The sequence below is a fragment of the Streptomyces sp. NPDC028298 genome (assembly GCF_055565895.1).
Genome location: NZ_JBVHTL010000003.1, coordinates 470,154 through 490,426, shown reverse-complemented (window position 1 = coordinate 490,426; position 20,273 = coordinate 470,154). Strand labels below are relative to the sequence as shown.

The window sequence follows — 20,273 nt, the reverse complement described above, 5'->3', positions numbered from 1 at the left end:
GAACCATGGCAGACAAAGGATCCGGAACCGTGGACGCCGTCCGCCCGGGCACCCCGCCGGGTGACGGGAACGCCGCGATCGTCGAGCTCCGCGGCGCGGGAAAGTCGTACGGCAACATCCGCGCCCTGCACGACGTCTCCCTCGTCGTCCGTCCGGGCCGGGTCACGTGCGTCCTCGGCGACAACGGCGCCGGGAAGTCCACCCTCATCAAAATCATCTCGGGGCTCCACCAGCACAGCGAGGGCGAGTTCCTCGTGGACGGCACGGCGGTGCGTTTCGGCACCCCGCGCGAGGCCCTCGCCCATGGCATCGCGACCGTCTACCAGGACCTGGCGACGGTGCCGTTGATGCCGGTGTGGCGGAACTTCTTCCTCGGCTCCGAGATGACCAGAGGTCCCTGGCCCGTGCGACGGCTCGACATCGCCCGGATGAAACGGACCGCCGACGAGGAACTGCGCAACATGGGCATCGTCCTCGACGACCTCGACCGCCCCATCGGCACGCTCTCCGGCGGCCAGCGCCAGTCCGTGGCCATCGCCCGCGCCGTGTACTTCGGCGCCCGCGTCCTCATCCTGGACGAGCCGACCGCCGCGCTCGGCGTCAAACAGTCCGGTGTCGTCCTCAAGTACATAGCCGCAGCCCGCGACCGCGGCCTCGGCGTCATCTTCATCACCCACAACCCGCATCACGCGTACATGGTCGGGGACCACTTCAGCGTGCTGCGGCTCGGCACGCTCGAACTCAGCGCCGACCGGGGCGAGGTCGGCCTCGAGGAGCTCACCGACCACATGGCGGGCGGCGCCGAACTGGCCGCGCTCAAGCATGAGTTGGCACAGGTGCGCGGGGTCGACGTACAGCGGCTCCCGGAGGCGGACGGTCTCGGGGCACCCGCCGCCCCCGGCTCCCCCGACGACTCCTCCTGACGCCTCCCGTCCCGACACCTCCCGTCGGACGGACGCTCGACGCAGGCCGACGCACCCCGACGGACGGGTGGCACCCCGACGGACGCGTGGCACCTCGGTCCATCCGGTGAAGCGGACGGACCGGCGGCCGGTCGCACCCCAGGCGGCCGGCCGCCGCGGCCGAATTCACCCCCCGGAGGGGCGACGGTCACGGTGATGGAGGAACGGTTACGCTGAGATCATGCCGTCCACACGTCGTACCGCGCGCCAGACCGACCTGCTCCAGCGGCTGGTCGCGTTGCTGGTGGCGGAGGGTTTCGCGGCGTTCACCCTGGACGAGCTGACCGAGCGGCTGCACTGCTCGAAGACGACGCTGTACCAACTGGCCGGAAGCAAGCAGGAGTTGGTCCGGGAGGCGGTGAAGCACTACTTCCGTGAGGCCGCCCAGGCCGTGGAGAAGCGGGTGGCCGACACCTCCGCGCCCTCCGAGCGCGTGGTGGTCTACCTGGACGCGGTCGCCGAGCAGCTACGCCCGCTCTCCCGGCAGTTCCTCGACGACATGGCCCAGTTCGAACCGGCCCGCGAGGTGTACGAGGCCAACACGCGCCTCGCCGCGGGAAGGATCCGGCAGTTGATCGCCGACGGCGTGGCCGCCGGGGCGTTCCGCGACGTCCACGCCGCGTTCGTGGGCGAGGTCGTGGCCGCGACCATGCAGGAGATCCAGCGCGGCGAGGTCGCCGCACGCACCGGCCTGAACGACGCGGAGGCCTACGCCGAGCTCGCCTCGCTCATCGTGCACGCCGTCTCCCCCTGACGCCGTCTCCCCCTGACCCCGCCCCATCGAGGCCGCCCCCCGCCGCCGTCCTCCTCTGACGCGTCCTCCCCCTGACACCGTTCACCCCGGCGTCTCCGTAACGCGCCATACCGTGACATAACGCGCCGTAGCGCGAAGCGCTCGGCCCAGCGGGGCGCACCGAGAGCCACCCGCGCTTCGCAGCGACGGCCCGCATGCCCGTACCCCCACAGCCGTCGGCACCACCGCACCCCATCGACCAAATCCATCACCGGTCCGCATGGCCTGGCGGTACCAAAAACGATACTGTTGTATCGCCTGGCGTATCAATATCGTCCGGCGAACCGCCACCACCGAGGACATGCCATGCCCGCGACCCGCACTCTCCCCACGTCGGAAGCCGTCGACCTGATCGCTCTGACCCGCGAGCTCGCCGAGAAGGAGCTCGCCCCGCGCGTCGCCGAGGCCGAGGCCGAGGGACGCTTCCCCCGCGATGTCTTCCGCACGCTCGGACGGGCCGGGCTGCTCAGCCTGCCCTACCCCGAGGCCTTCGGCGGCGGCGAGCAGCCGTACGAGGTCTACCTCCAGGCCGTGGAGGAGATCGCCGCCGTGTGGGCGAGCGTGGCGGTGGGCGTCTCGGTGCACGCGCTGTCCTGCTTCGCCCTCGCCGAGTTCGGCACCGAGGACCAGAAGAAGGAGTGGCTCCCGGACATGCTCGGCGGCGAGCTGCTCGGCGCCTACTGCCTGTCCGAGGCACACGCCGGTTCCGACCCGGCCGCGATGCGTACCCGGGCGGTCCGGGACGGTGACGACTACGTGCTGAACGGCGCCAAGGCCTGGACCACCCACGGTGGGCACGCGGACTTCTACACGGTCATGGCCCGTACGTCCGACGAGGGCTCGCACGCCATCTCCTGCTTCCTGGTCCCGGCCGACACACCCGGTGTGGTGGCCGATCCGCCGGAGCAGAAGATGGGCCTGACCGGGTCCGCGACGGCCACGGTGCGTCTGGAGAACGTGCGCGTCCCCGCGAGCCGCCGGATCGGCGAGGAGGGCGCGGGGCTCAGGATCGCGTTCGCCGGACTGAACTGCGGACGACTCGGTATCGCGGCCGTGGCCACGGGCCTCGCCCAGGGGGCGCTGGACCACGCGCTGCGCTACTCGCGCGAGCGGGAGACGTTCGGCCGGCCCATCATCGAGCACCAGGGCCTGGCCTTCGTCCTCGCCGACATGGCCGCGGCCGTGCAGGTCTCACGGGCCACGACGCTCGCCGCCGCCCGCCTCAAGGACGAGGGACTTCCCTTCCAGTCCGAGGCCTCGATCGCCAAGCTGATCTCCACCGACAACGCCATGAAGGTCACCACCGACGCGGTCCAGGTGCTGGGCGGCGCGGGCTACACCCGCGACTTCCCGGTCGAGCGCTACATGCGCGAGGCCAAGGTCATGCAGATCTTCGAGGGCACCAACCAGATCCAGCGCCTGATCATCGGCCGCGGCCTGAAGGAGAGCGATCGCGGCAGCCTGAGGGTGAGCCACGCCGGGAACTAGGGCCCGTCCGACGACCGGAACCGGTGCGCGTGGCCCCCGCGCGCACCGGAGAACGTCCGGCCACGTGATTATCGCCGCCCGAACACCGATACTTCCCATGTGAGCTCCACGCACCGCCGACCGCCCGTCGGCCCAGCGGTTCTTCTCACCAGGAGGTTCCCATGAAGATGCTCATCAACGTGGCGGAGACGGTGGTGGCGGACGCGCTGCGAGGCATGGCGGCGGCCCATCCGGAGCTGACGGTGGACGTCGACAACCGGGTGATCGTCCGCAGGGACGCCCCGGTCGCGGGACGGGTCGGTCTCGTCTCCGGCGGCGGGTCCGGGCACGAGCCGCTGCACGGCGGATTCGTGGGCCCCGGGATGCTGTCGGCGGCGTGCCCGGGCGAGGTGTTCACGAGTCCGGTGCCGGACCAGATGGTACGGGCCGCCGCGGCCGTGGACAGCGGCGCGGGCGTGCTGTTCATCGTGAAGAACTACACCGGCGACGTCCTCAACTTCGACATGGCGGCGGAGCTGGCCGAGGACGAGGGCATCCGGATCGCCAAGGTCCTGGTCAACGACGACGTGGCCGTCACCGACAGCCTGTACACGGCGGGCCGGCGCGGAACGGGCGCGACGCTGTTCGTCGAGAAGATCGCCGGGGCCGCCGCCGAGGAGGGCGCGCCCCTGGAGGTGGTCGAGGCGCTGGCCCGGCGGGTCAACGACAGCTCCCGCAGCTTCGGCGTCGCGCTCAGCGCCTGCACGACCCCGGCCAAGGGCAGCCCGACCTTCGATCTGCCGGCCGGAGAGCTGGAACTCGGTGTGGGCATCCACGGCGAGCCGGGCCGGGAGCGGCGCGCGATGATGACGGCGCGCGAGATCGCCGACTTCTCGGTGCACGCCGTCCTGGACGACCTCGCGCCGCGCAATCCGGTGCTGCTCCTCGTCAACGGCATGGGCGCCACCCCCCTGCTGGAGCTGTACGGCTTCAACGCGGAGGTCCAGCGGGTGCTGGCCGAGCGGGGCATCCCCGTGGCCCGCACCCTCGTCGGCAACTACGTCACCTCCCTCGACATGGCGGGCGCCTCGGTGACCCTGTGCGAGGTGGACGAGGACCTGCTGCGCCTGTGGGACGCGCCGGTCAGGACACCGGGACTGCGCTGGGGTGTGTGAACGCCGTCGACGTGCCCCGAAGGGCCCGCGGCCCCCGGGCCCTTCGTCGGCAGCCAGGTCAAGTTCCGTACCACGCAAGGAGATTCCGTGCTCGACGCCGATTTCTTCCGCCGTTGGATGACGGCGACCGCAGCCTCGGTGGACCGCGAGGCGGAGCGGCTCACCGACCTGGACTCGCCCATCGGTGACGCCGACCACGGCAGCAATCTGCAGCGCGGGTTCGCCGCCGTGACCGCCACGCTGGAGAAGGAGGCCCCGGACACCCCCGGTGCCGTTCTCACGCTCTCCGGGAGGCAGTTGATCTCTACGGTCGGCGGTGCGTCCGGGCCGCTGTACGGCACGTTGCTGCGCCGGACGGGCAAGGCGCTCGGGGACGCCGCCGAGGTCAGCGAAGGACAGTTCGCGGACGCGCTGCGCACGGGCGTCGACGCGGTCATGGCGCTGGGCGGAGCCGCGCCCGGCGACAAGACCATGATCGACGCCCTGGTGCCCGCGGTCGACGCGCTCGGCGAGTCGTTCGCCGCGGCGAAGTCGGCCGCCGAGGAGGGCGCCGTGGCGACGACGCCCCTGCAGGCACGCAAGGGCCGGGCGAGCTATCTGGGCGAGCGCAGCATCGGGCACCAGGACCCCGGCGCCACCTCCTCGGCCCTGCTGATCGCCGCACTCGTGGAGGCGGCCGGTGAGTGACACCGAGGAACGACTCGTAGGGATAGTGCTGGTCTCGCACAGCGCCGCCGTCGCCGCGTCCGTGGCCGAACTGGCTTCGGGTCTGGCCGGTGGCGGCGCGCTCGCCCCCGTCGCGCCGGCGGGCGGCACCCTGGACGGGGGGCTGGGCACCAGTGCGGACGTCATCGCCGCCGCGGCGGCGTCCGTGGACCGCGGTGCCGGGGTCGCCGTGCTCACGGACCTCGGCAGTGCCGTGCTCACCGTCAAGGCGTTGCTGGCCGAGGGCGACGAACTGCCGGACGGCACACGGCTGGTGGACGCCCCCTTCGTCGAGGGGGCGGTGGCCGCGGTCGTCACGGCCTCGGCGGGCGCCGACCTCGCCGCGGTGGAGGCCGCGGCGGCGGAGGCGTACACCTACCGGAAGGTGTGAGGATCGCGCGGCGTGACTGCCTGTATCAGGTGATTCCGTTCGCCGCGAAGATCAGGGCCGAGCGGATGGTCGCGGCCAGTTCGGAGTGGGCCTTCGCGGGGTCGGGCTCGGGGTCGTCGGTGCGCCACGCGTAGTGTTCGACGGCCGCGCGCAGCGCCGCGTTGAGCATGGCGGCCTGGATCTGCGAGCGCAGGTCGACGGCGTCGAGGCCGGCGCGGTCGGCGAGCGCGCGGGCGAACACGGGCTCGGCCTCGTCATGGGCCTGGAGCCAGACGGCGCGCAGTCCCGGTTCGGTCCGGGTGAGCCGCAGCAGCGTACGGACCCTGGGCGGTTCGGGTCGGAGCATCGAGTCCTCGCCGCTCGTCGACGCCTGTTCCAGGGCGTCCTCCAGGGGAGCGCCCGGGGGCCAGGTCCGCAGCGCCGCGGCGATGGCGTCGATCCCGGCCGCGAACAGCGGGCTCACGCAGCTTTCCTTGCCGGGGAAGTAGCGCCACAGGGTCCGCGTGGACAGGCCGACGGCCTGGGCGATCTGGTCGCCGGTCGTGGCGGCGACGCCCTGGTCCACGAACAGTTCCACCGCCGCGCGGGCGATCTCCAGCCGGATCTCGGCCTTGCGTTCGTCGGTGAGCGGCGGCCGCCCGGTACGGCCGGGGCCTCGGCCCGGGTGTTCGCCGATCGCGCCGTCCGGCACTGGTGACTCCTCGGTTCTCGGTTCCGTCCGCGGATGCCGTCGCCGCCCGGGACCGCGGTTGCGGCGAGTCTAGCGATCTCCGATCCCGTCCCAGGACGATCCCCGGCGCGACTTTCTGTCATTCAGCGACAATAAGTCGTACTGTGGCGGCGCGGGGCGTCACCCGCACTGATGAGCAACCTCTGGGAGAACGTCATGAGCACCACTGGACCGGACGGCCGCAGCGTCGTCGTCACCGGCGCCGGCTCGGGCATCGGCCGTGCCACCGCCCTCGCCTTCGCGGCCGGCGGCGCGCGGGTGGTCGTGGCCGATCTCAACGCCGAGGGCGCCGCGGCGGTCGTCGCGGAGATAGAGGCGGCGGGCGGGAGCGCCGTGGCGGTGACGGGCGACCTCAGCGAGCAGGCGGTCGTGGACCGGGTGACCGCGACCGCGTTGGAGCGGTTCGGCGGGGTGGACGTGCTGGTGAACAACGCCGGGATCATGGACCGCATGTCGGCGGTGGCGGAGGTGAGCGACGCGGAGTGGGAGCGGGTCATCCGGGTCAACCTCACGGCCCCGTTCCTGCTCACCCGGGCCGTGCTGCCGCACATGCTCGCCGCCGGCAAGGGGGTCGTGGTGAACACCGCCTCGGAGGCGGGCCTGCGCGGCAGTGCCGCCGGAGCCGCGTACACCGCCTCGAAGCACGGCGTCGTGGGGCTCACGAAGTCCCTCGCCGTGATGTACCGGGACAAGGGCATCCGCGCGAACGCCATCGCCCCGGGCGGCACCAGCACGGCCATCACCGTGGACGTCGAGCCGGGCGCGCACGGCCCGGCCGCCCTCGGCGCGTACATGGGCAACGTCGGCCGGCTCGCCGAGGCCGAGGAGCAGGCCGCGGCGATCGTGTTCCTCGCCTCGGACGCGGCGAGCAACATCAACGGCGTGATCCTGCCCGTCGACAACGGCTGGGCGGCCGTCTGAGCGCGAAGCGGCTCTCAGCCCTCGCCGAGGAGCGCCCGGGCCAGCCTCTCCCCCGTCGCCACCGCCGCCGCGTGGTCCTCGATGGGTGAGACCCGGGCGTTCTTGAACACGAGGTAGGTGACCCCGGAGGGCGTGCCGCCGCCGCGGGGATCGGGGCGGATCCCGAGCCCCGCGGCGGTGGCGTACGAGGCCTCGCCGATGATGTCCTGGGGGCCGGTGTCACCGACGACGGCGTACTGGACGCGGTCCCGGTAGATGACGGCCGCGACCGAGCCGGGCCCGATGCCGTGGTCCCGGAAGTTCCAGATGTCGCTCGGCGCCGGTACGACGATGTAGGGCAGGGTCTCCGCGCTCAGGTATCGGCCGTCGGACTGCGTGAAGGCCGTGGACTCGGAGAAGAGCGGGTCGGTGCGGCTGTTGCACCGGGGGCCCGCCCTGCCGTCGCAGTCGATGTCCATGTCGGCCGTCCAGAAGACCGCGCCCGGGATGCCGCAGACCGGGACGTCGGCACGGGTGCCGTCGTCGCTGCGGTATCGCCCCTGCGAGACGGGGGCGCAGCCGCCGAGTTTCGCCAGCAGGTCGGTCGCCTCGACGGAACCCTCCCGCGCGGGTACGGCGGGGCTTCCGGGGCGGCCCGTGGTGGAGGTCGTGGACAGCACCACCGGGGCCGTGGCGAGCAGGGCGGCTGCGGCGGCCGCGGCCAGCGTCAGCGACTGGACACGCACGATGGGAGACCCTCTCCTGGGGGACATGGACGCTCATTTGCCCAAATCTGGTGGGCCTTTGACAGCGCGTCCACCGGGAGGGGGCCGGACGGTGCACGGCCGCGTCCGCGGGCGCCGCACGGCCGAGGGCCCGAGCCGAACCCGGCTCCGGCCGCTCGGCCGCACGCGTCGGCGCGGGATCAGCGACGACAGCGTTCCGCGCCGTGGGCAGGAACTCCCCTGACAGTGGGGCGAGTTCACACCGCGTCGAGGATCAGCATACGTACGACCGCGACGGTCCGGTCAACGGCGTCCGCCCTCTTGATGTGGTCGCGTCACCCGTGTCTTATAGGTACAGACCAATCCCGTCGAGGGAGGGCAGACCCGTGCGACGCGTTCCCCCCACCGTCCCGCGCGCCCTGGTGTGCGGCGCGCTGCTCGCGCTCACCTCCTGCGGCTGGGGCGCCCCGGCGCCCGGCCAGGGCGAACGCGGGCCCGCCGCGGCGACGGGCGTGACCGCCGCCGCGGGCAGCTCGACCAGCGTCCACGTCATGTGGAACCTGACGACCGAGGACCCGAGGATCACCCGGTACGAGGTGTATCGGGGCACCACCAAGGTCAAGGACGTGCCGGGTTCGGAGCACATGGTGGACATCACGCGGCTCGAACCGTCCACGTCGTACGTCTTCAGGGTCCGGGCCCGGAACGCGGACGGGGTGCCGGGACCGCTCAGCCGGCCGGTGCGGGCCACCACCCCCGCGGCGACCGCGGCCGACCGGACCGCGCCGACCCGCCCCGGCAGCCCGAAGGGGAAGGCCGTCGGCGGCCGGGCGGTCCAGCTCTCCTGGTCGGCGTCGTCCGACGCGCGGGGCGTGGCCTCGTACGACATCTACCAGGGCACGTCGAAGATCCACAGTGTCGGGGGCGCGCAGACGGCCGCCGTCGTCACCGGGCTGCGGCCGGGCACGGCCTACGTGTTCACCGTCCGCGCCCGTGACGCGGCGGACAACGTCTCGTCGCCGAGCGGCTCCGTCAGGATCACCACCGCGCCGGGGTCCGCCGACGACCGCAGCACGGCACCGGCCAGCTTCCGGGCGACGAGCCACCGGCGCGACGGGGCGTACTACCTCGACCTGGCGTGGACCGCGCCCGAGGTCGACGGGGTGATCACGGAGTACGAGATCCGGCTCGACGGCCGGGCCGTGACCTCGCTCGTCTGGGGTGGCAGCCCGCCCAGCGGCACCTGCACCCACAGCTTCTACGTCGGCAGGGAGGCGGACGTGACCCACCGGGTGCGGCTCCGGGCGAAGCTGCCCGACGGCACCTGGGGCGCGCTGTCCCCGGAGCGCTCCGTGACGACGGGCCGCTGACCCGCCCCCCGGCTCCGGGGTGTCTCCACGGTCCACGCCCTCCGCGCGATCGGGCGGTCGTCCGCGCCGCCCGGTGCGCCGGACGATGGAATCCGTCACCTGCCCGGTCCCCGTCCGCATGCGGGCTCCGGCCAGGGCGCATTGGCTCGCACTGAGGCAGCACGGGCCTTTCCAATCCTCGGCGGCGCATGGGATGTACCGCCAACCGTGCCGCTGGAGGGCAGTTCCTATGCGTACCACTCAGAGACTTCTCCGCTCCGGCCTGACCGTGGCCGCCACCGCTGCGCTTCCGCTCACCCTGGCCGCGCCGGCGGCCGTCGCATGGGGTTCCGGGATCTCCGTGAGCACCAGTGGCACCTCGGTCTCGGTCACCACCAGCGCCTGCCCGAGCAACGGGAGCAGCTTCGGCAACGCCTCGCTGCTCTCCAGCGGGCAGACGAACTTCGCCCAGGGCCGCCAGATGCCGCTCACCGGGACGAGCGGCAATCAATCGGCGGCCTGGACGGGCGTGAGCCCCGGGACGTTCACGGTCATCGTCGTCTGCCAGGACGGTACGACGGCGGGTACCCAGGCGATCGTCGTCGCGGCCAGCGCGGCACCCGCGACCCCCACGATCTCGACGACGGTCTCCCCGTCGCCGTCGCGTGGCGTCATGGGCGGCCTGGGCGGAGCCGTGAAGGACTACGGCACGGCCACGGTCGTCGGCGGCGGGGCGCTGGTCGTGGCCGGCACCGTGGCGGCGGGCTGGTTCCTGCGTCGCCGTTCCAAGCCGCACCGGCTCTGATCCGGGCTCCGTCGCGACGGGCGGCCGTTCCGCCGACTCCGGTCGGGGACGGCCGCCCCGTGCCGGGTCCGGCCCGTCGGGCGGTGCTCAGTCGCCCGTGCGCATGCTCTCGAACTCGGCCAGGGCGTGGGTCAGCCACTGGGTCCAGAAGGTCTCCAGGTCGATGCCGGCGCGCAGGACGAGGTGGCGCAGCCGGTCCTCGGGCGTGCTCCGCCCGGGCGGGAAGTCCCGGTCCTGGATCTCCTCGTACTCGGCCAACTGGCTCCGGTGCAGGGCGAGATGACGGCGCAGATCGGCCTCCACGCCTTCGACGCCCTCGGTGCCGGCCACGGCCGCGGCACGCAGGCGCAGGAGCATCGTGTCGCGCAGCGGCTTCGGGTCCTGCGAGGCGGCGGTCCAGCGGGCGAGTTCGGCGCGCCCGGCGGGCAGGACCTCGTAGCTCTTCTTCTGACCCCGGCTGTGCTGCTCGGGAGGCAGGGCCTTGATGTATCCCTCGGCCTCCAGTTTTCCCAGCTCGCGATAGATCTGCTGGTGCGTCGCCGACCAGAAGTAGCCGATCGACTTGTCGAACCGCCGGGTCAGTTCGAGGCCGGACGAGGGCTTCTCGAGCAGGGCGGTGAGGATCGCGTGCGGGAGTGACATGAGGTCATCCTAGGGAGCCGCACGGGCGCCGATCGGTGACCGGCCGCGCTCCCCCGGTCCCCGTGAACGGCACTCGCCCCGGCGGACTCGGTGAGTCCGCCGGGGCGAGCCGGGTCACGCGTCCCCGGGCGCCCGCCGGGTGGTACGCGGCGGGCGTCCGCGGTGGCGGGTCAGCGGGTGAAGGTCACCCGCTGCTCCTTGAAGGCGCCGCAGTTGGAGCCGGACACCTGGGTGTACACGTTCTTGATCTGGCCGCCCCAGTCCACGCAGTGGCCCTTGCCGTACACGTACGTCGGTCCCGCGTACGACGTGTACTGGCCGTAGTCGTCGTCGCCGAGGCCGGTGTCGGAGACGTAGACCCACGCGGACATCTCCACGGCGGTGCCCGGGCTGTTGCGGATGGTCGTGACGCAGTTCTTGCCGTTGGAGGAGTTGTACGTGAGGTAGACGGTGCCCAGGGAGCCGATGGGCGCCGAGTTCACGGTCTTGTAGGCGCTGCCGCAGACCTTCTGCGGCGTGGTGTTGGCCGCCGCCGAGGCGGGTGCCGCCAGCGCGGCGGTGGCTCCCACCAGCACCGCGGCGAAGGTGCCGGCCATCAGGGCGGAACGGTTGAATCCCATTATTTCCCCCTTGCGGATCTTTGGAGGCGTTTGCTCCTGCCTGATGTGACCCACGACACCCCGAAACGGTTGTGCCTCGCCGCGGAACTTGTTTCCTAGAGCGCCGCCGCCAGTTCCGTGCCCTGCTTGATGGCGCGCTTGGCGTCCAGTTCGGCGGCCACGTCGGCGCCGCCGATGAGGTGGACTCCGCGGCCCGTGGCGCGCAGCGCCTCGTACAGGTCGCGGCGCGGCTCCTGTCCGGTGCACAGCACGATCGTGTCGACCTCCAGGACCTGGCTGTGGCCGTCGACGGTGACGTGCAGTCCGGCGTCGTCGATCCGGTCGTACCGGACGCCGGGGACCATGGTGACGCCCCGGTGCTTGAGCTCGGTGCGGTGGATCCAGCCGGTGGTCTTGCCGAGCCCGGCGCCGACCTTGGACGTCTTGCGCTGCAGGAGGTGCACCGTGCGCGGCGGGGTGGGCCGTTCGGGAGCGCCGAGACCGCCGGGGGTCCGGTAGTCCATGTCGACGCCCCAGCTCCGGAAGTACGTCGCCGGGTCCTCGCTCGCCTTGTCGCCGCTGTCGGTGAGGAACTCGGCGACGTCGAAGCCGATGCCGCCGGCGCCGAGGATGGCGACACGGTCGCCGACGGGGGCCCCGTCGCGCAGGACGTCGAGGTAGCCGACGACGCTCGGGTGGTCGACGCCCTCGATGTCCGGGGTGCGCGGGCTGACGCCCGTGGCGACGACGACCTCGTCGTACGTCTCCAGGTTCTCCACGGTGGCCGGGGTGTTCAACCGGACGTCCACGCCGTGGAGTTCGAGCTGGGTGCGGAAGTAGCGGATCGTCTCGTCGAACTCCTGCTTGCCGGGAACCCGGCGCGCCACGTTCAGTTGACCGCCGATGTCGTCCGCGGCGTCGAACAGCGTGACGTCGTGGCCGCGTTCGGCGGCGCTGACGGCGCAGGCGAGTCCGGCGGGCCCGGCGCCCACGACGGCGACGGTCTTGCGCAGCCGGGTCGGCGCGAGGACGAGTTCCGTCTCGTGGCAGGCGCGGGGGTTGACCAGACAGGAGGTGATCTTGCCGCTGAAGGTGTGGTCCAGGCAGGCCTGGTTGCACCCGATGCAGGTGTTGATGGCTTCCGGGCGTCCGGCCTCGGCCTTGGCGACGAAGTCCGGGTCGGCGAGCATCGGCCGGGCGAGGGAGACCATGTCGGCGTGCCCGTCGGCGAGCAACTGCTCGGCGATCTCCGGGGTGTTGATGCGGTTGGTGGTGACCAGCGGGATCGAGACGGAGCCCATGACCTTCTTGGTCACCCAGGCGTACGCGCCACGGGGCACCGAGGTCGCGATGGTGGGGATACGGGCCTCGTGCCAGCCGATGCCGGTGTTGATGATCGTCGCTCCGGCGGCCTCGACGGCCCGCGCGAGCGTGACGACCTCGTCGAGCGAGGAGCCGCCGGGCACCAGGTCGAGCATCGACAGACGGTAGATGATGATGAAGTCGTCACCGACGGCCTCGCGGACGCGGCGGACGATCTCGACCGGGAAGCGCATCCGGTTCTCGTACGAGCCGCCCCAGCGGTCCTCGCGCCGGTTGGCCTGGAGGGCGATGAACTCGTTGATGAGGTAGCCCTCGGAGCCCATGATCTCGACGCCGTCGTAGCCGGCCTGCCGGGCGAGCCGGGCGGCGCGGGCGTAGTCGTCGATGGTCTGCTCGATCTCGGCGTCGCTGAGCTCGTGCGGCACGAAGGGGCTGATGGGGGCCTGCAGCGCGCTGGGGGCGACCAGGTCCTGGTGGTAGGCGTACCGGCCGAAGTGCAGGATCTGCATCGCGATCTTCCCGCCCTCGCGGTGCACCGCGGCGGTGATCTCGGCGTGCTGCGCGGCCTCGGCCTCGGTGGTCAGCTTGGCGCCGCCCTCGTACGGCCGGCCCGCGTCGTTGGGCGCGATGCCGCCGGTGACGATCAGGCCCACGCCGCCTCGCGCGCGGGTGGCGTAGAACTCCGCCATGCGCTCGAAGCCGCGCTCGGCCTCCTCCAGGCCCACGTGCATGGAGCCCATGAGCACGCGGTTGGGCAGCGTGGTGAAGCCCAGGTCGAGCGGGTTCAGCAGATGCGGGTAACGGCTCATCGGGCCCTCCGTGCGCGGTGTCGTACGTCTGTTGTAGACGACGGGCCGCGCGTTATGCAACTAGTTGCACAATGAGGAGGATCACTTGTCCAGCCGCTGGCGGAGAGCTGCACGGGCCGGGGCCTGCCGGCCGGGCGGTGGCCCACTGGGCTCGGAGCCGGAGCCGGAGCCGGAATCCGGGCCGGGGTCGGACACCGCGGGGCGGGGCCGGGTCGAGGCCGGGACCGGGGCCGGGACCGGGGCCGGAGGCCAGGGCCGGGGCCCAAAGCACCGAGGCCGGGGCGGACGACGAGGCCGAGGCCGGGGCCTGGACCCGAAGCCCGAGCCGGAGACACCGCCGGGGCCGAGGCCGGGACCTGGACCCGAGGCCAGGGCCGGGACCTGGGGCCGAGGCCGGGGTCGGCTTCGGGGTTCGGCCGAGGGGCGGCGGAGCGGTTCGGTGGTTCAGCCGACGGCCACCTGGGCCACGAGGGCGGCGACCGCCTCCGGCTGGTCGACCATCACCACGTGGCCCGCGTCGGGGACCTCGACCATCGTCACGTTCGGGCTGGCCTCCAGCCCGGCCCGCTCCTCGTCCTTCAGGCCGACCTCGTCACGGTCGCCGCGCACGACCCAGGCGGGCACACCCGAGTCACGGAGCCGGGGGACCAGGCTCCCGTAGCGGTCCAGGTGGTCGAAGTAGCGGCGGATCATCGGCCGGCAGAACGCCGGGTCGTTCTTGGCCAGGTCGGCGCCGAGCGCCTCGCGGCGGTCCGGCGGAACCATCTGCCCCACGACCCGCGGTGTCGCCTTGACCAGGCCGAACCAGGTCAGCGCCCCGAGGCCCGGCACCCGCCCGAGGCTGTTGGCGATCGTGAGCGCCTTGTCCTCGTCGGACACCGAGAACGACGGGGAGAGCAGGACGACGGGTCCGGCGAAGTGCCCGCCGGCCGCCATCTCCAGAGCGATGTTGGCGCCCAGGCTGTGGCCGACCACCACACCACAGCCCCGCTCCGCGGCCAGGGCACCCGCCATCGCCGCGTAGTTCTCGATGGAGAGATCGCGCGGCGGCGTGGTGCCCGCGTGGCCCGGAAGGGTCGCGGCCACCAGCCGCACCGGCGCCGAGGCCAGCGACGGCGCGGCCATCAGGTCGTCGTAGAACACGGTGCCGCACATCCCCCCGGGCAGCAGCAGGACCCGGGTCTCCGCGTCGGCGGGCCCCGACTCCTTGATGTCCCACGCGTCGAACTTCTCGGGGGTGCTGGTCATGTCCGGGCCTTCCTCTGGCACCTGTGGTCAGCCAGAGTGTGGCGCGCCGGACGGGGAGAACGGCCGATCAGGGGCCGAACGCGGCATGTCGTCCGCGCCCGGCCCGCCGGGTCAGGGCTTCACGCCGATCACCACGTTGGCGTACCGCTCCTCCGAGACGGCCAGTCGCGCGATCAGTCCGGCGCGGGCGAAGGCCTCGACGGCCGTGGGCGCCTGCCGCTCGCTCGTCTCGACGAGGACGCAGCCGCCGCGGGCCAGCCAGCGCGGCGCCTCGTCGGCGACCCGGCGCGCCAGGTCGAGTCCGTCCGCGCCGCCGTCGAGAGCGACCAGGGGTTCGTGGTCGCGGGCCTCCGACGGCAGCAGGCCGACCTCGTCGGTCGGGACGTACGGCACGTTGGCGGCCAGGACGTCGACCCGGCCACGCAGCGTGGTGGGCAGCGCCGCGAAGAGGTCACCCTCGTGGACCCGGCCCGCGAACGGCGCGACATTGCGGCGGGCGCAGCGCACCGCCGCCGGGTCGATGTCGGCGGCGTGCAGTTCGGGACCGCCGAGGGAGGCGGCCAGCGCGGCGCCGACCGCGCCCGAGCCGCAGCACAGGTCCACCACGAGGGACGCGCCGCGCGCGAGCGCGACGGCCTGCTCGACGAGGAACTCCGTACGGCGCCGGGGCACGAAGACACCGGGGTCGAGGCTGATGCGCAGACCGTGGAACTCGGCCCAGCCGAGGACGTGTTCGAGCGGCAGTCCCGCGACGCGCCGGTCCAGCATCGCGGCGGCCTCGTCCGGGGTGCGGGCGGCGGAGCGGATCAGTTCCGCCTCGTCCTCGGCGAAGACACAGCCGGCGGAGCGGAGCGCGGCGACCATGGGGTCGGCCGCGTCGGAGGAATCAGGGGCGAGAGGAGGCATGAAGCCGAGGGCCTTTCGACGAACCGAAGGGCGCTCCCACGGCCACCGTCAGACGGCGACCGGACTGCCTGGAGAGGAGAGCACCCGACCTGACACAGCGGTAATGGGTCTCACCTCCTCGACGGTTCGACGGCCGAGTCGTCCTCGGCCGGGACGGCCACCCTACAGGAACGATCAGTGGACGGTGCGGGCATCCGGCCATCGCGCGCCGACCGCTCGCCACCCGCCCCACCCGGGTCGACATGGGCGACTCTCACACCTCCTGCCCCAAGTTGTACTATGCAACCAGGGCAGGTCAGGGAGGTCCCGTCATGGCATCCGAAGGATCCGGTGAGCACGTCGTCACCACGGGGACACCGGCCGACGGCGTCCCGGCGGACGACGTACCGGGCGACGCCGCCGTGGAGATCATCCAGCGGGAGATGACCGTCTTCGCCCGGCGGGCCCGTGCCTCGGCGGGGCGCATGCATCCCGAGCTGTCGCTGGTCTCGTACACCCTGCTCGGCCATCTGGAGGAGGTCGGCGGCTGCCGGGCCACGGACCTCGCCGCGCACTACGCGCTGGACAAGTCCACGGTCAGCCGCCAGGTGGCGGCGCTGGAGCGGGCCGGGCTGGTCGAGCGGCGGATGGATCCCGAGGACCACCGCGTCCAGGTGCTGTACCTGACCGAGGCGGGCACGGAGATCCTGTCCCAGGTGACCCACAGCCGCCGGTCGGCGTTCCGCGAGCGGCTGGCGGGCTGGCCCGACGAGGACCTCGCCCGCTTCGCCTCGTACCTGCTGCGCTACAACGCCACCGCCGGCGGCCGCGACACCGCCTAGCGCGTGTCCGCGAAGTCCCGCCCGCCCGGCATCCGGGCGAACGACGCGACCTCGCGGACGGGCCCTGGACCCTGCCGACACCGGACCGACCCGGCACCCGCGCCCGGCGTCAGCCCACGCCCGCGGTCCGGTCGTCGCCCAGGTGCTCGGGCACCCGTGCGGCCATGAAGCGGACGTTGCGGCGCAGCCGGAATCCCAGCGACTCGTAGAGGCGGATGGCGCCGGTGTTGCTCGCGGCGGTGTGCAGGAACGGGGTCTCGCCGCGCTCCCGGATGCCGTGCGCGACGGCCAGGATCAGCCGTGTGGCCAGGCCCTCGCCGCGGTGGCCGGGGTCCGTGCACACCGCGCTGATCTCGGTCCAGCCCGGCGGGTGGAGCCGCTCGCCGGCCATGGCGACCAGGGCGCCGTTCCGGCGGATGCCGAGATACGTGCCGAGCTCGACCGTGCGCTGTTCGAAGGGGCCGGGCTGGGTCCGTTCCACCAGGTCCAGCATCTCCGGCACGTCGGCGGGGCCGAGCCGGACGGCCTCGGCGTCGGGTGCCGCGTCCAGCCCGTCGTCCACGAGCTGCACTCCGTCGAGGCTGAAGACCACCTCCCAGCCGTCCGGGGTACGCCCGTCGAAACCGGCCAGCGGAGCCGCGCCCCCGGGACCGACCAGGGCCGCGAGGTCGGCCCAGTCGGCAGCGCCGGGATCGTCGGGCAGCGCCAGCCACGGAGACACGTCCAGGGGGTAGCGCAGCACGCGTCCGCGCCGTTCGGCGAAGTGGGCGTGGGGCCCGGTCAGGGAGCCGAGCGCCGGGTTGTCGAGGGGGTGACGGTCGGAGGGGCTCCCCTGCGTCTCCGGGCCCTCGAACCGTGTGGAGACGTACGCCTCGGTCATCTGCTCCCTCACTCTCCTTCGCGTTGGTCACCGGTCACCGTCGCCGTGACACCGCTCACCGTCTGTGCGTGTACGGGCCACCGGAGTCCGCTTCTGGGGCAAGGAAGATCGGGGCGCGGCTATTCCCGGGCCGCCGGAGAGTTCATACGCATGCAATGACCGGCGGCCGGTACCGGCTCGGAGCACGATCCCCGTGCGCGTACCGTTGAATGGTCAAGCAGCGATGCGTGCCGGACACCGGCCCGCGCCCGCACCGCACGTCACCCCGATCCGCGGGCCGCCGTCCCCGGCGACCCCGCTCGATCCGCGGGCCGCCGTCACCCGTGGCCCTGGAGGCACCACCCGTATGAACGTCACGCGAGGCTTCACCGGCCGCCCGCGCGTCCACAATCCCGGACTGCCGCCCGGCCAGTACGACGCCGGCGACGACTGGCCCGTCCTGTCGGCCGAGGTCACCCCGGACCTGGCGCCCGCCGACTGGACCCTGCGGATCGACGGCCTGGTGGCCGAACCACGGACCTGGGACTGGGAGCAGGCCCACGCGCTGCCCGCCTCCTCGTACGAGGGCGACATCCACTGCGTGACGAGCTGGTCGAAGTTCGGGGTGCGGTTCAAAGGCGTGTCGCTGGACACGTTCCTGGAGGCCGTACGACCCGACCCGGCCGCCACTCACGCGGTCGCCTACGCGCACACCGGGTACACCGCGAACCTGCCGCTGGCCGACCTCACCGGCGGGCGCGCGTGGATCGTGTGGGAGTACGACGGACGCCCGCTGCCGGCCGAGCACGGCGGCCCGGCGCGGCTGATCGTGCCCCATCTGTACTTCTGGAAGAGCGCCAAGTGGATCGCGGGCATCCGGATCCTCGACCACGACGAGCCGGGATTCTGGGAGCAGAACGGCTACCACGCCCGCGGCAACCCCTGGGAAGAGCAGCGTTACTCCGGTGACTGAGACCATGACCTTCGTACCGCCGACGCGGTTCGCCGTGCCCGGACGCATCGCGGTGGACACGCGGACGGCCACCACCTGGCAGACCGCCACGCTCACGGAGATCCGGCGCGAGACCCCGCACGCGGCGACCTTCCGGCTCGCCGTTCCCGCGTGGGCGGGACATCTGCCGGGCCAGCATCTGATGCTGCGGCTCACCGCCGGGGACGGATATGTGGCGCAGCGCCACTACTCCATCGCGTCCTCACCCGACGACACCGGGCACATAGAGCTGACCCTGGACCATGTCGACGGCGGCGAGGTCTCCGGCTGGTTCCACACCGTGGCCAGGACCGGCGACTCCGTCGAGGTCCGCGGTCCCAACAGCGGCTTCTTCGCCTGGCCCGGGGACCGGCCCGCGCTGCTCGTCGGGGCGGGTTCCGGCGTCGTACCGCTGATGTCGATGCTGCGGCACCACCGGGCGCGGTCCCTCGGCGTGCCGCTGCGCCTTCTGGTGTCGGCGCGCAGTCCCGAGGAGCTCATCTACGCCCGGGAGTACGGCGCCGAGACCACCGCCGTGTTCACCCGCGCGGCCCCCGCCGGTGTGCCCGTCGGACGTATGACCGCCGCACATGTGGCGCCGCTCCTGGCCGAACAGCCGCCCGGTGGGTGGGAGGCCTACGTCTGCGGTTCCAACGGATTCGCGGAGCACGCCTCACGCCTGCTGGTGGAGGCGGGGCAGCCGGTGGACCGGATCCGGATCGAGCGGTTCGGCTGAGTCGTCGGGGGCGGCCGGTGGGTTCGGCTTCGAAGGGTGCTGGTGGTCCCGGCGTCGTCGGATGCCGGCCGGTGCGGAGCGGGCGCCGTCCGATGAGTGCCGCGTAGGCCGGTCGGCGCCGAGTCCGGCGTCGGCCGGTGCCTCTGGGTCCGGCGTCGGCCGTGTCCGGTGGGTGCGGCGCAGGCCGGTCGGCCGATGAGTCCGGCGTCGGCGGGTGTGGGGTCAGCCGTGGGGGACCACGGCGATCGGGCACGTCACCCGGCGGATGACGGTCCGTGCCGCGCGGCCCAGGCGCTCGCCCGCCCGGCGGCCGATGATGAGCAGGCCTGAACCGGCCGACGCCCTCAGCAGATGGTCCTCGGGGAGACCGTGGATGACCCGTTCCGAGACCGGGGTGTCCGGGAACCTGTCGCGCCAGGGCCGGAGCGCGTGGCTCAGGGCGTGTCGTCGGCCGGCCTCCCGGCCGCGCGCGTCGCCGATCGACGTCACGGTGGCAGACGCCTCGGCCGGGGCGCGGTCGTCGTCCGGGGGCGAGGACCAGGCGTGCACCACCACGAGCGGTGCCGAGCGGACGGCGGCGGTCTCGAAGGCGTGACCGATCAGCCGGTCGGCGGCGTGCCGCAGGTCCAGGCCGAGGACCACGGGACGGTAGGGCACGGTGCCCGGAAGCGCGTCCCCTGAGGTGAACGCCCGCTCGTCCTCGGGTAGTTCACCCGCGCGGACGAGAACGACCGGGCGCTCCGCGGCGCCCGCGACGGCCAGGGCGACGGAGCCGGCCAGGAATCCCGCCGGCGCGGGATCACCGGTGTGACCGCGGGAGCCGACGACCAGCGTCTCCGACTCGGCGGCCGCCGCGAGCAGCGCGGGCACCGCGGGCACCTCGGTGTGACGCGCGATGATCTCCAACGCCGGGTGCGCGTAGGAGAGTTGGATAGCCGCCCGATCGAGCGCCGACCGGGCGCAGCCGGCGGGTACGTCGACGTCCGGAACACGCGCGACGACGGGCCGCGGTGTGCCCGCGTGCACGAGGCGCAGCGGGAGGCGGCGGCGTTCGGCCTCGCGGGCCGCCCAGTCGGCGGCGTCCAGGCCGGCGCGGGAGCCGTCGATTCCTGCGGTGATGGCGGGGCCGGTGTTCATGGGCGATGCCTTTCGGGGTGGGGGCGGATGGTGGCGGAACGCTGGTGGCGCACGGCGTCACCGTGGATCCGGCCCGGCGGGTGTATCCGGGCGGGGGCGGGGAAGTCGGGTGTGCGCCCGGGTGTCGCGGGCCGCGACGGCCGGTGTCCTGTCATCGGGGGCTCCTGTTCGTCGGCGTGGTGCTGCGCGGGTTCCACGGA

Annotated in this window: 21 protein-coding genes; 12 read left to right on the top strand and 9 right to left on the bottom strand. The window is 72.9% G+C overall.

Annotated features, from left to right (window positions below):
• Positions 1 to 5: 5 nt before the first annotated feature.
• From ACZ4TO_RS17310 to ACZ4TO_RS17285, 6 genes are all read left to right on the top strand, one after another.
• Entirely contained in the window at positions 6 to 923 is a 918-nt protein-coding gene (locus tag ACZ4TO_RS17310; protein ID WP_468024589.1) for an ATP-binding cassette domain-containing protein, read from the top strand.
• A gap of 220 nt (positions 924 to 1,143) precedes the next feature.
• Positions 1,144 to 1,716 carry a TetR/AcrR family transcriptional regulator gene (locus ACZ4TO_RS17305; RefSeq protein ID WP_382786326.1) on the top strand — a complete coding sequence of 191 codons (573 nt, stop codon included), beginning with the start codon at positions 1,144 to 1,146 and terminating at the stop codon, positions 1,714 to 1,716.
• Between the two features lie 345 nt (positions 1,717 to 2,061).
• The gene (locus ACZ4TO_RS17300) at positions 2,062 to 3,243 is read left to right on the top strand and encodes an acyl-CoA dehydrogenase family protein (protein ID WP_382786328.1); all 1,182 of its coding nucleotides are present in this window, start codon (positions 2,062 to 2,064) and stop codon (positions 3,241 to 3,243) included.
• Positions 3,244 to 3,404: 161 nt separating this feature from the next.
• Positions 3,405 to 4,397, top strand: coding sequence for a dihydroxyacetone kinase subunit DhaK (dhaK, locus tag ACZ4TO_RS17295; protein WP_385039350.1), 993 nt, complete (start codon positions 3,405 to 3,407; stop codon positions 4,395 to 4,397).
• An 87-nt stretch (positions 4,398 to 4,484) separates the two neighbouring features.
• Entirely contained in the window at positions 4,485 to 5,084 is a 600-nt protein-coding gene (gene dhaL, locus ACZ4TO_RS17290; protein ID WP_382786334.1) for a dihydroxyacetone kinase subunit DhaL, read from the top strand.
• Positions 5,077 to 5,493 (top strand): PTS sugar transporter subunit IIA domain-containing protein, encoded by a 417-nt coding sequence (locus ACZ4TO_RS17285; protein ID WP_382786337.1) that lies wholly within the window; start codon positions 5,077 to 5,079, stop codon positions 5,491 to 5,493. The genes dhaL and ACZ4TO_RS17285 overlap by 8 nt, the downstream gene beginning before the upstream one ends.
• Before the next feature lie 25 nt (positions 5,494 to 5,518).
• Here ACZ4TO_RS17285 and ACZ4TO_RS17280 read toward each other — a convergent pair whose 3' ends face one another.
• On the bottom strand, positions 5,519 to 6,184 hold the full coding sequence (locus ACZ4TO_RS17280) for a TetR/AcrR family transcriptional regulator (protein WP_385039356.1): 666 nt from the start codon (positions 6,182 to 6,184) through the stop codon (positions 5,519 to 5,521).
• Positions 6,185 to 6,379: 195 nt separating this feature from the next.
• Between ACZ4TO_RS17280 and ACZ4TO_RS17275 the strand changes: the two genes are divergently transcribed.
• The gene (locus ACZ4TO_RS17275; protein WP_468024588.1) at positions 6,380 to 7,144 is read left to right on the top strand and encodes an SDR family NAD(P)-dependent oxidoreductase; all 765 of its coding nucleotides are present in this window, start codon (positions 6,380 to 6,382) and stop codon (positions 7,142 to 7,144) included.
• A gap of 14 nt (positions 7,145 to 7,158) precedes the next feature.
• Here the strand turns inward: ACZ4TO_RS17275 and ACZ4TO_RS17270 are convergent, their stop codons facing one another.
• Positions 7,159 to 7,869 (bottom strand): glycoside hydrolase family 75 protein, encoded by a 711-nt coding sequence (locus tag ACZ4TO_RS17270; RefSeq protein WP_468024587.1) that lies wholly within the window; start codon positions 7,867 to 7,869, stop codon positions 7,159 to 7,161.
• 365 nt (positions 7,870 to 8,234) lie between these two features.
• On the opposite strand from ACZ4TO_RS17270, the gene ACZ4TO_RS17265 reads away from it, so the two are divergent.
• Positions 8,235 to 9,218, top strand: coding sequence for a fibronectin type III domain-containing protein (locus ACZ4TO_RS17265; RefSeq protein ID WP_468024586.1), 984 nt, complete (start codon positions 8,235 to 8,237; stop codon positions 9,216 to 9,218).
• 229 nt (positions 9,219 to 9,447) lie between these two features.
• Positions 9,448 to 10,002: a hypothetical protein gene (locus tag ACZ4TO_RS17260; RefSeq protein WP_382786351.1), complete on the top strand. Its 555-nt coding sequence runs from the start codon at positions 9,448 to 9,450 to the stop codon at positions 10,000 to 10,002.
• A gap of 87 nt (positions 10,003 to 10,089) precedes the next feature.
• On the opposite strand, the gene ACZ4TO_RS17255 is transcribed toward ACZ4TO_RS17260, so the two are convergent.
• The 5 genes from ACZ4TO_RS17255 to ACZ4TO_RS17235 all read right to left on the bottom strand — a co-directional run bounded on the left by ACZ4TO_RS17255 (position 10,090) and on the right by ACZ4TO_RS17235 (position 15,529).
• Positions 10,090 to 10,644, bottom strand: coding sequence for a PadR family transcriptional regulator (locus ACZ4TO_RS17255; protein WP_382786354.1), 555 nt, complete (start codon positions 10,642 to 10,644; stop codon positions 10,090 to 10,092).
• A 170-nt stretch (positions 10,645 to 10,814) separates the two neighbouring features.
• Positions 10,815 to 11,264, bottom strand: a complete 450-nt coding sequence (locus tag ACZ4TO_RS17250) for a spore-associated protein (RefSeq protein WP_382786357.1) — start codon at positions 11,262 to 11,264, stop codon at positions 10,815 to 10,817.
• Between the two features lie 95 nt (positions 11,265 to 11,359).
• Entirely contained in the window at positions 11,360 to 13,375 is a 2,016-nt protein-coding gene (locus ACZ4TO_RS17245; protein WP_382786360.1) for an FAD-dependent oxidoreductase, read from the bottom strand.
• A gap of 444 nt (positions 13,376 to 13,819) precedes the next feature.
• A complete protein-coding gene (locus tag ACZ4TO_RS17240) occupies positions 13,820 to 14,623 on the bottom strand; it encodes an alpha/beta fold hydrolase (RefSeq protein ID WP_468024585.1) in 804 nt (267 codons plus the stop codon).
• 111 nt (positions 14,624 to 14,734) lie between these two features.
• On the bottom strand, positions 14,735 to 15,529 hold the full coding sequence (locus tag ACZ4TO_RS17235; protein ID WP_468024584.1) for a putative protein N(5)-glutamine methyltransferase: 795 nt from the start codon (positions 15,527 to 15,529) through the stop codon (positions 14,735 to 14,737).
• A 422-nt stretch (positions 15,530 to 15,951) separates the two neighbouring features.
• On the opposite strand from ACZ4TO_RS17235, the gene ACZ4TO_RS17230 reads away from it, so the two are divergent.
• Positions 15,952 to 16,350: a MarR family winged helix-turn-helix transcriptional regulator gene (locus tag ACZ4TO_RS17230; protein WP_382787220.1), complete on the top strand. Its 399-nt coding sequence runs from the start codon at positions 15,952 to 15,954 to the stop codon at positions 16,348 to 16,350.
• A gap of 109 nt (positions 16,351 to 16,459) precedes the next feature.
• Here the strand turns inward: ACZ4TO_RS17230 and ACZ4TO_RS17225 are convergent, their stop codons facing one another.
• On the bottom strand, positions 16,460 to 17,230 hold the full coding sequence (locus ACZ4TO_RS17225; protein ID WP_468024583.1) for a GNAT family N-acetyltransferase: 771 nt from the start codon (positions 17,228 to 17,230) through the stop codon (positions 16,460 to 16,462).
• 346 nt (positions 17,231 to 17,576) lie between these two features.
• Here ACZ4TO_RS17225 and ACZ4TO_RS17220 point away from each other — a divergent pair, with 346 nt between their 5' ends.
• Together ACZ4TO_RS17220 and ACZ4TO_RS17215 are read left to right on the top strand one after the other, a co-directional pair.
• Positions 17,577 to 18,182 carry a sulfite oxidase-like oxidoreductase gene (locus tag ACZ4TO_RS17220; RefSeq protein ID WP_382786371.1) on the top strand — a complete coding sequence of 202 codons (606 nt, stop codon included), beginning with the start codon at positions 17,577 to 17,579 and terminating at the stop codon, positions 18,180 to 18,182.
• Between the two features lie 4 nt (positions 18,183 to 18,186).
• Positions 18,187 to 18,936 carry a ferredoxin reductase gene (locus tag ACZ4TO_RS17215; RefSeq protein ID WP_468024798.1) on the top strand — a complete coding sequence of 250 codons (750 nt, stop codon included), beginning with the start codon at positions 18,187 to 18,189 and terminating at the stop codon, positions 18,934 to 18,936.
• Between the two features lie 222 nt (positions 18,937 to 19,158).
• Here ACZ4TO_RS17215 and ACZ4TO_RS17210 read toward each other — a convergent pair whose 3' ends face one another.
• Positions 19,159 to 20,073, bottom strand: coding sequence for a universal stress protein (locus ACZ4TO_RS17210; RefSeq protein WP_468024582.1), 915 nt, complete (start codon positions 20,071 to 20,073; stop codon positions 19,159 to 19,161).
• Positions 20,074 to 20,273 lie beyond the last annotated feature (200 nt).

Coding starts and splice junctions, on each gene's coding strand:
- ACZ4TO_RS17310 (WP_468024589.1), top strand. CDS start 6: ATGGCAGACAAAGGATCCGGAACCGTGGACGCCGTCCGCCCGGGCACC.
- ACZ4TO_RS17305 (WP_382786326.1), top strand. CDS start 1,144: ATGCCGTCCACACGTCGTACCGCGCGCCAGACCGACCTGCTCCAGCGG.
- ACZ4TO_RS17300 (WP_382786328.1), top strand. CDS start 2,062: ATGCCCGCGACCCGCACTCTCCCCACGTCGGAAGCCGTCGACCTGATC.
- dhaK (WP_385039350.1), top strand. CDS start 3,405: ATGAAGATGCTCATCAACGTGGCGGAGACGGTGGTGGCGGACGCGCTG.
- ACZ4TO_RS17275 (WP_468024588.1), top strand. CDS start 6,380: ATGAGCACCACTGGACCGGACGGCCGCAGCGTCGTCGTCACCGGCGCC.
- ACZ4TO_RS17260 (WP_382786351.1), top strand. CDS start 9,448: ATGCGTACCACTCAGAGACTTCTCCGCTCCGGCCTGACCGTGGCCGCC.
- ACZ4TO_RS17255 (WP_382786354.1), bottom strand. CDS start 10,644: ATGTCACTCCCGCACGCGATCCTCACCGCCCTGCTCGAGAAGCCCTCG.
- ACZ4TO_RS17250 (WP_382786357.1), bottom strand. CDS start 11,264: ATGGGATTCAACCGTTCCGCCCTGATGGCCGGCACCTTCGCCGCGGTG.
- ACZ4TO_RS17245 (WP_382786360.1), bottom strand. CDS start 13,375: ATGAGCCGTTACCCGCATCTGCTGAACCCGCTCGACCTGGGCTTCACC.
- ACZ4TO_RS17240 (WP_468024585.1), bottom strand. CDS start 14,623: ATGACCAGCACCCCCGAGAAGTTCGACGCGTGGGACATCAAGGAGTCG.
- ACZ4TO_RS17235 (WP_468024584.1), bottom strand. CDS start 15,529: ATGCCTCCTCTCGCCCCTGATTCCTCCGACGCGGCCGACCCCATGGTC.
- ACZ4TO_RS17230 (WP_382787220.1), top strand. CDS start 15,952: ATGACCGTCTTCGCCCGGCGGGCCCGTGCCTCGGCGGGGCGCATGCAT.
- ACZ4TO_RS17225 (WP_468024583.1), bottom strand. CDS start 17,230: ATGACCGAGGCGTACGTCTCCACACGGTTCGAGGGCCCGGAGACGCAG.
- ACZ4TO_RS17220 (WP_382786371.1), top strand. CDS start 17,577: ATGAACGTCACGCGAGGCTTCACCGGCCGCCCGCGCGTCCACAATCCC.
- ACZ4TO_RS17215 (WP_468024798.1), top strand. CDS start 18,187: ATGACCTTCGTACCGCCGACGCGGTTCGCCGTGCCCGGACGCATCGCG.
- ACZ4TO_RS17210 (WP_468024582.1), bottom strand. CDS start 20,073: ATGAACACCGGCCCCGCCATCACCGCAGGAATCGACGGCTCCCGCGCC.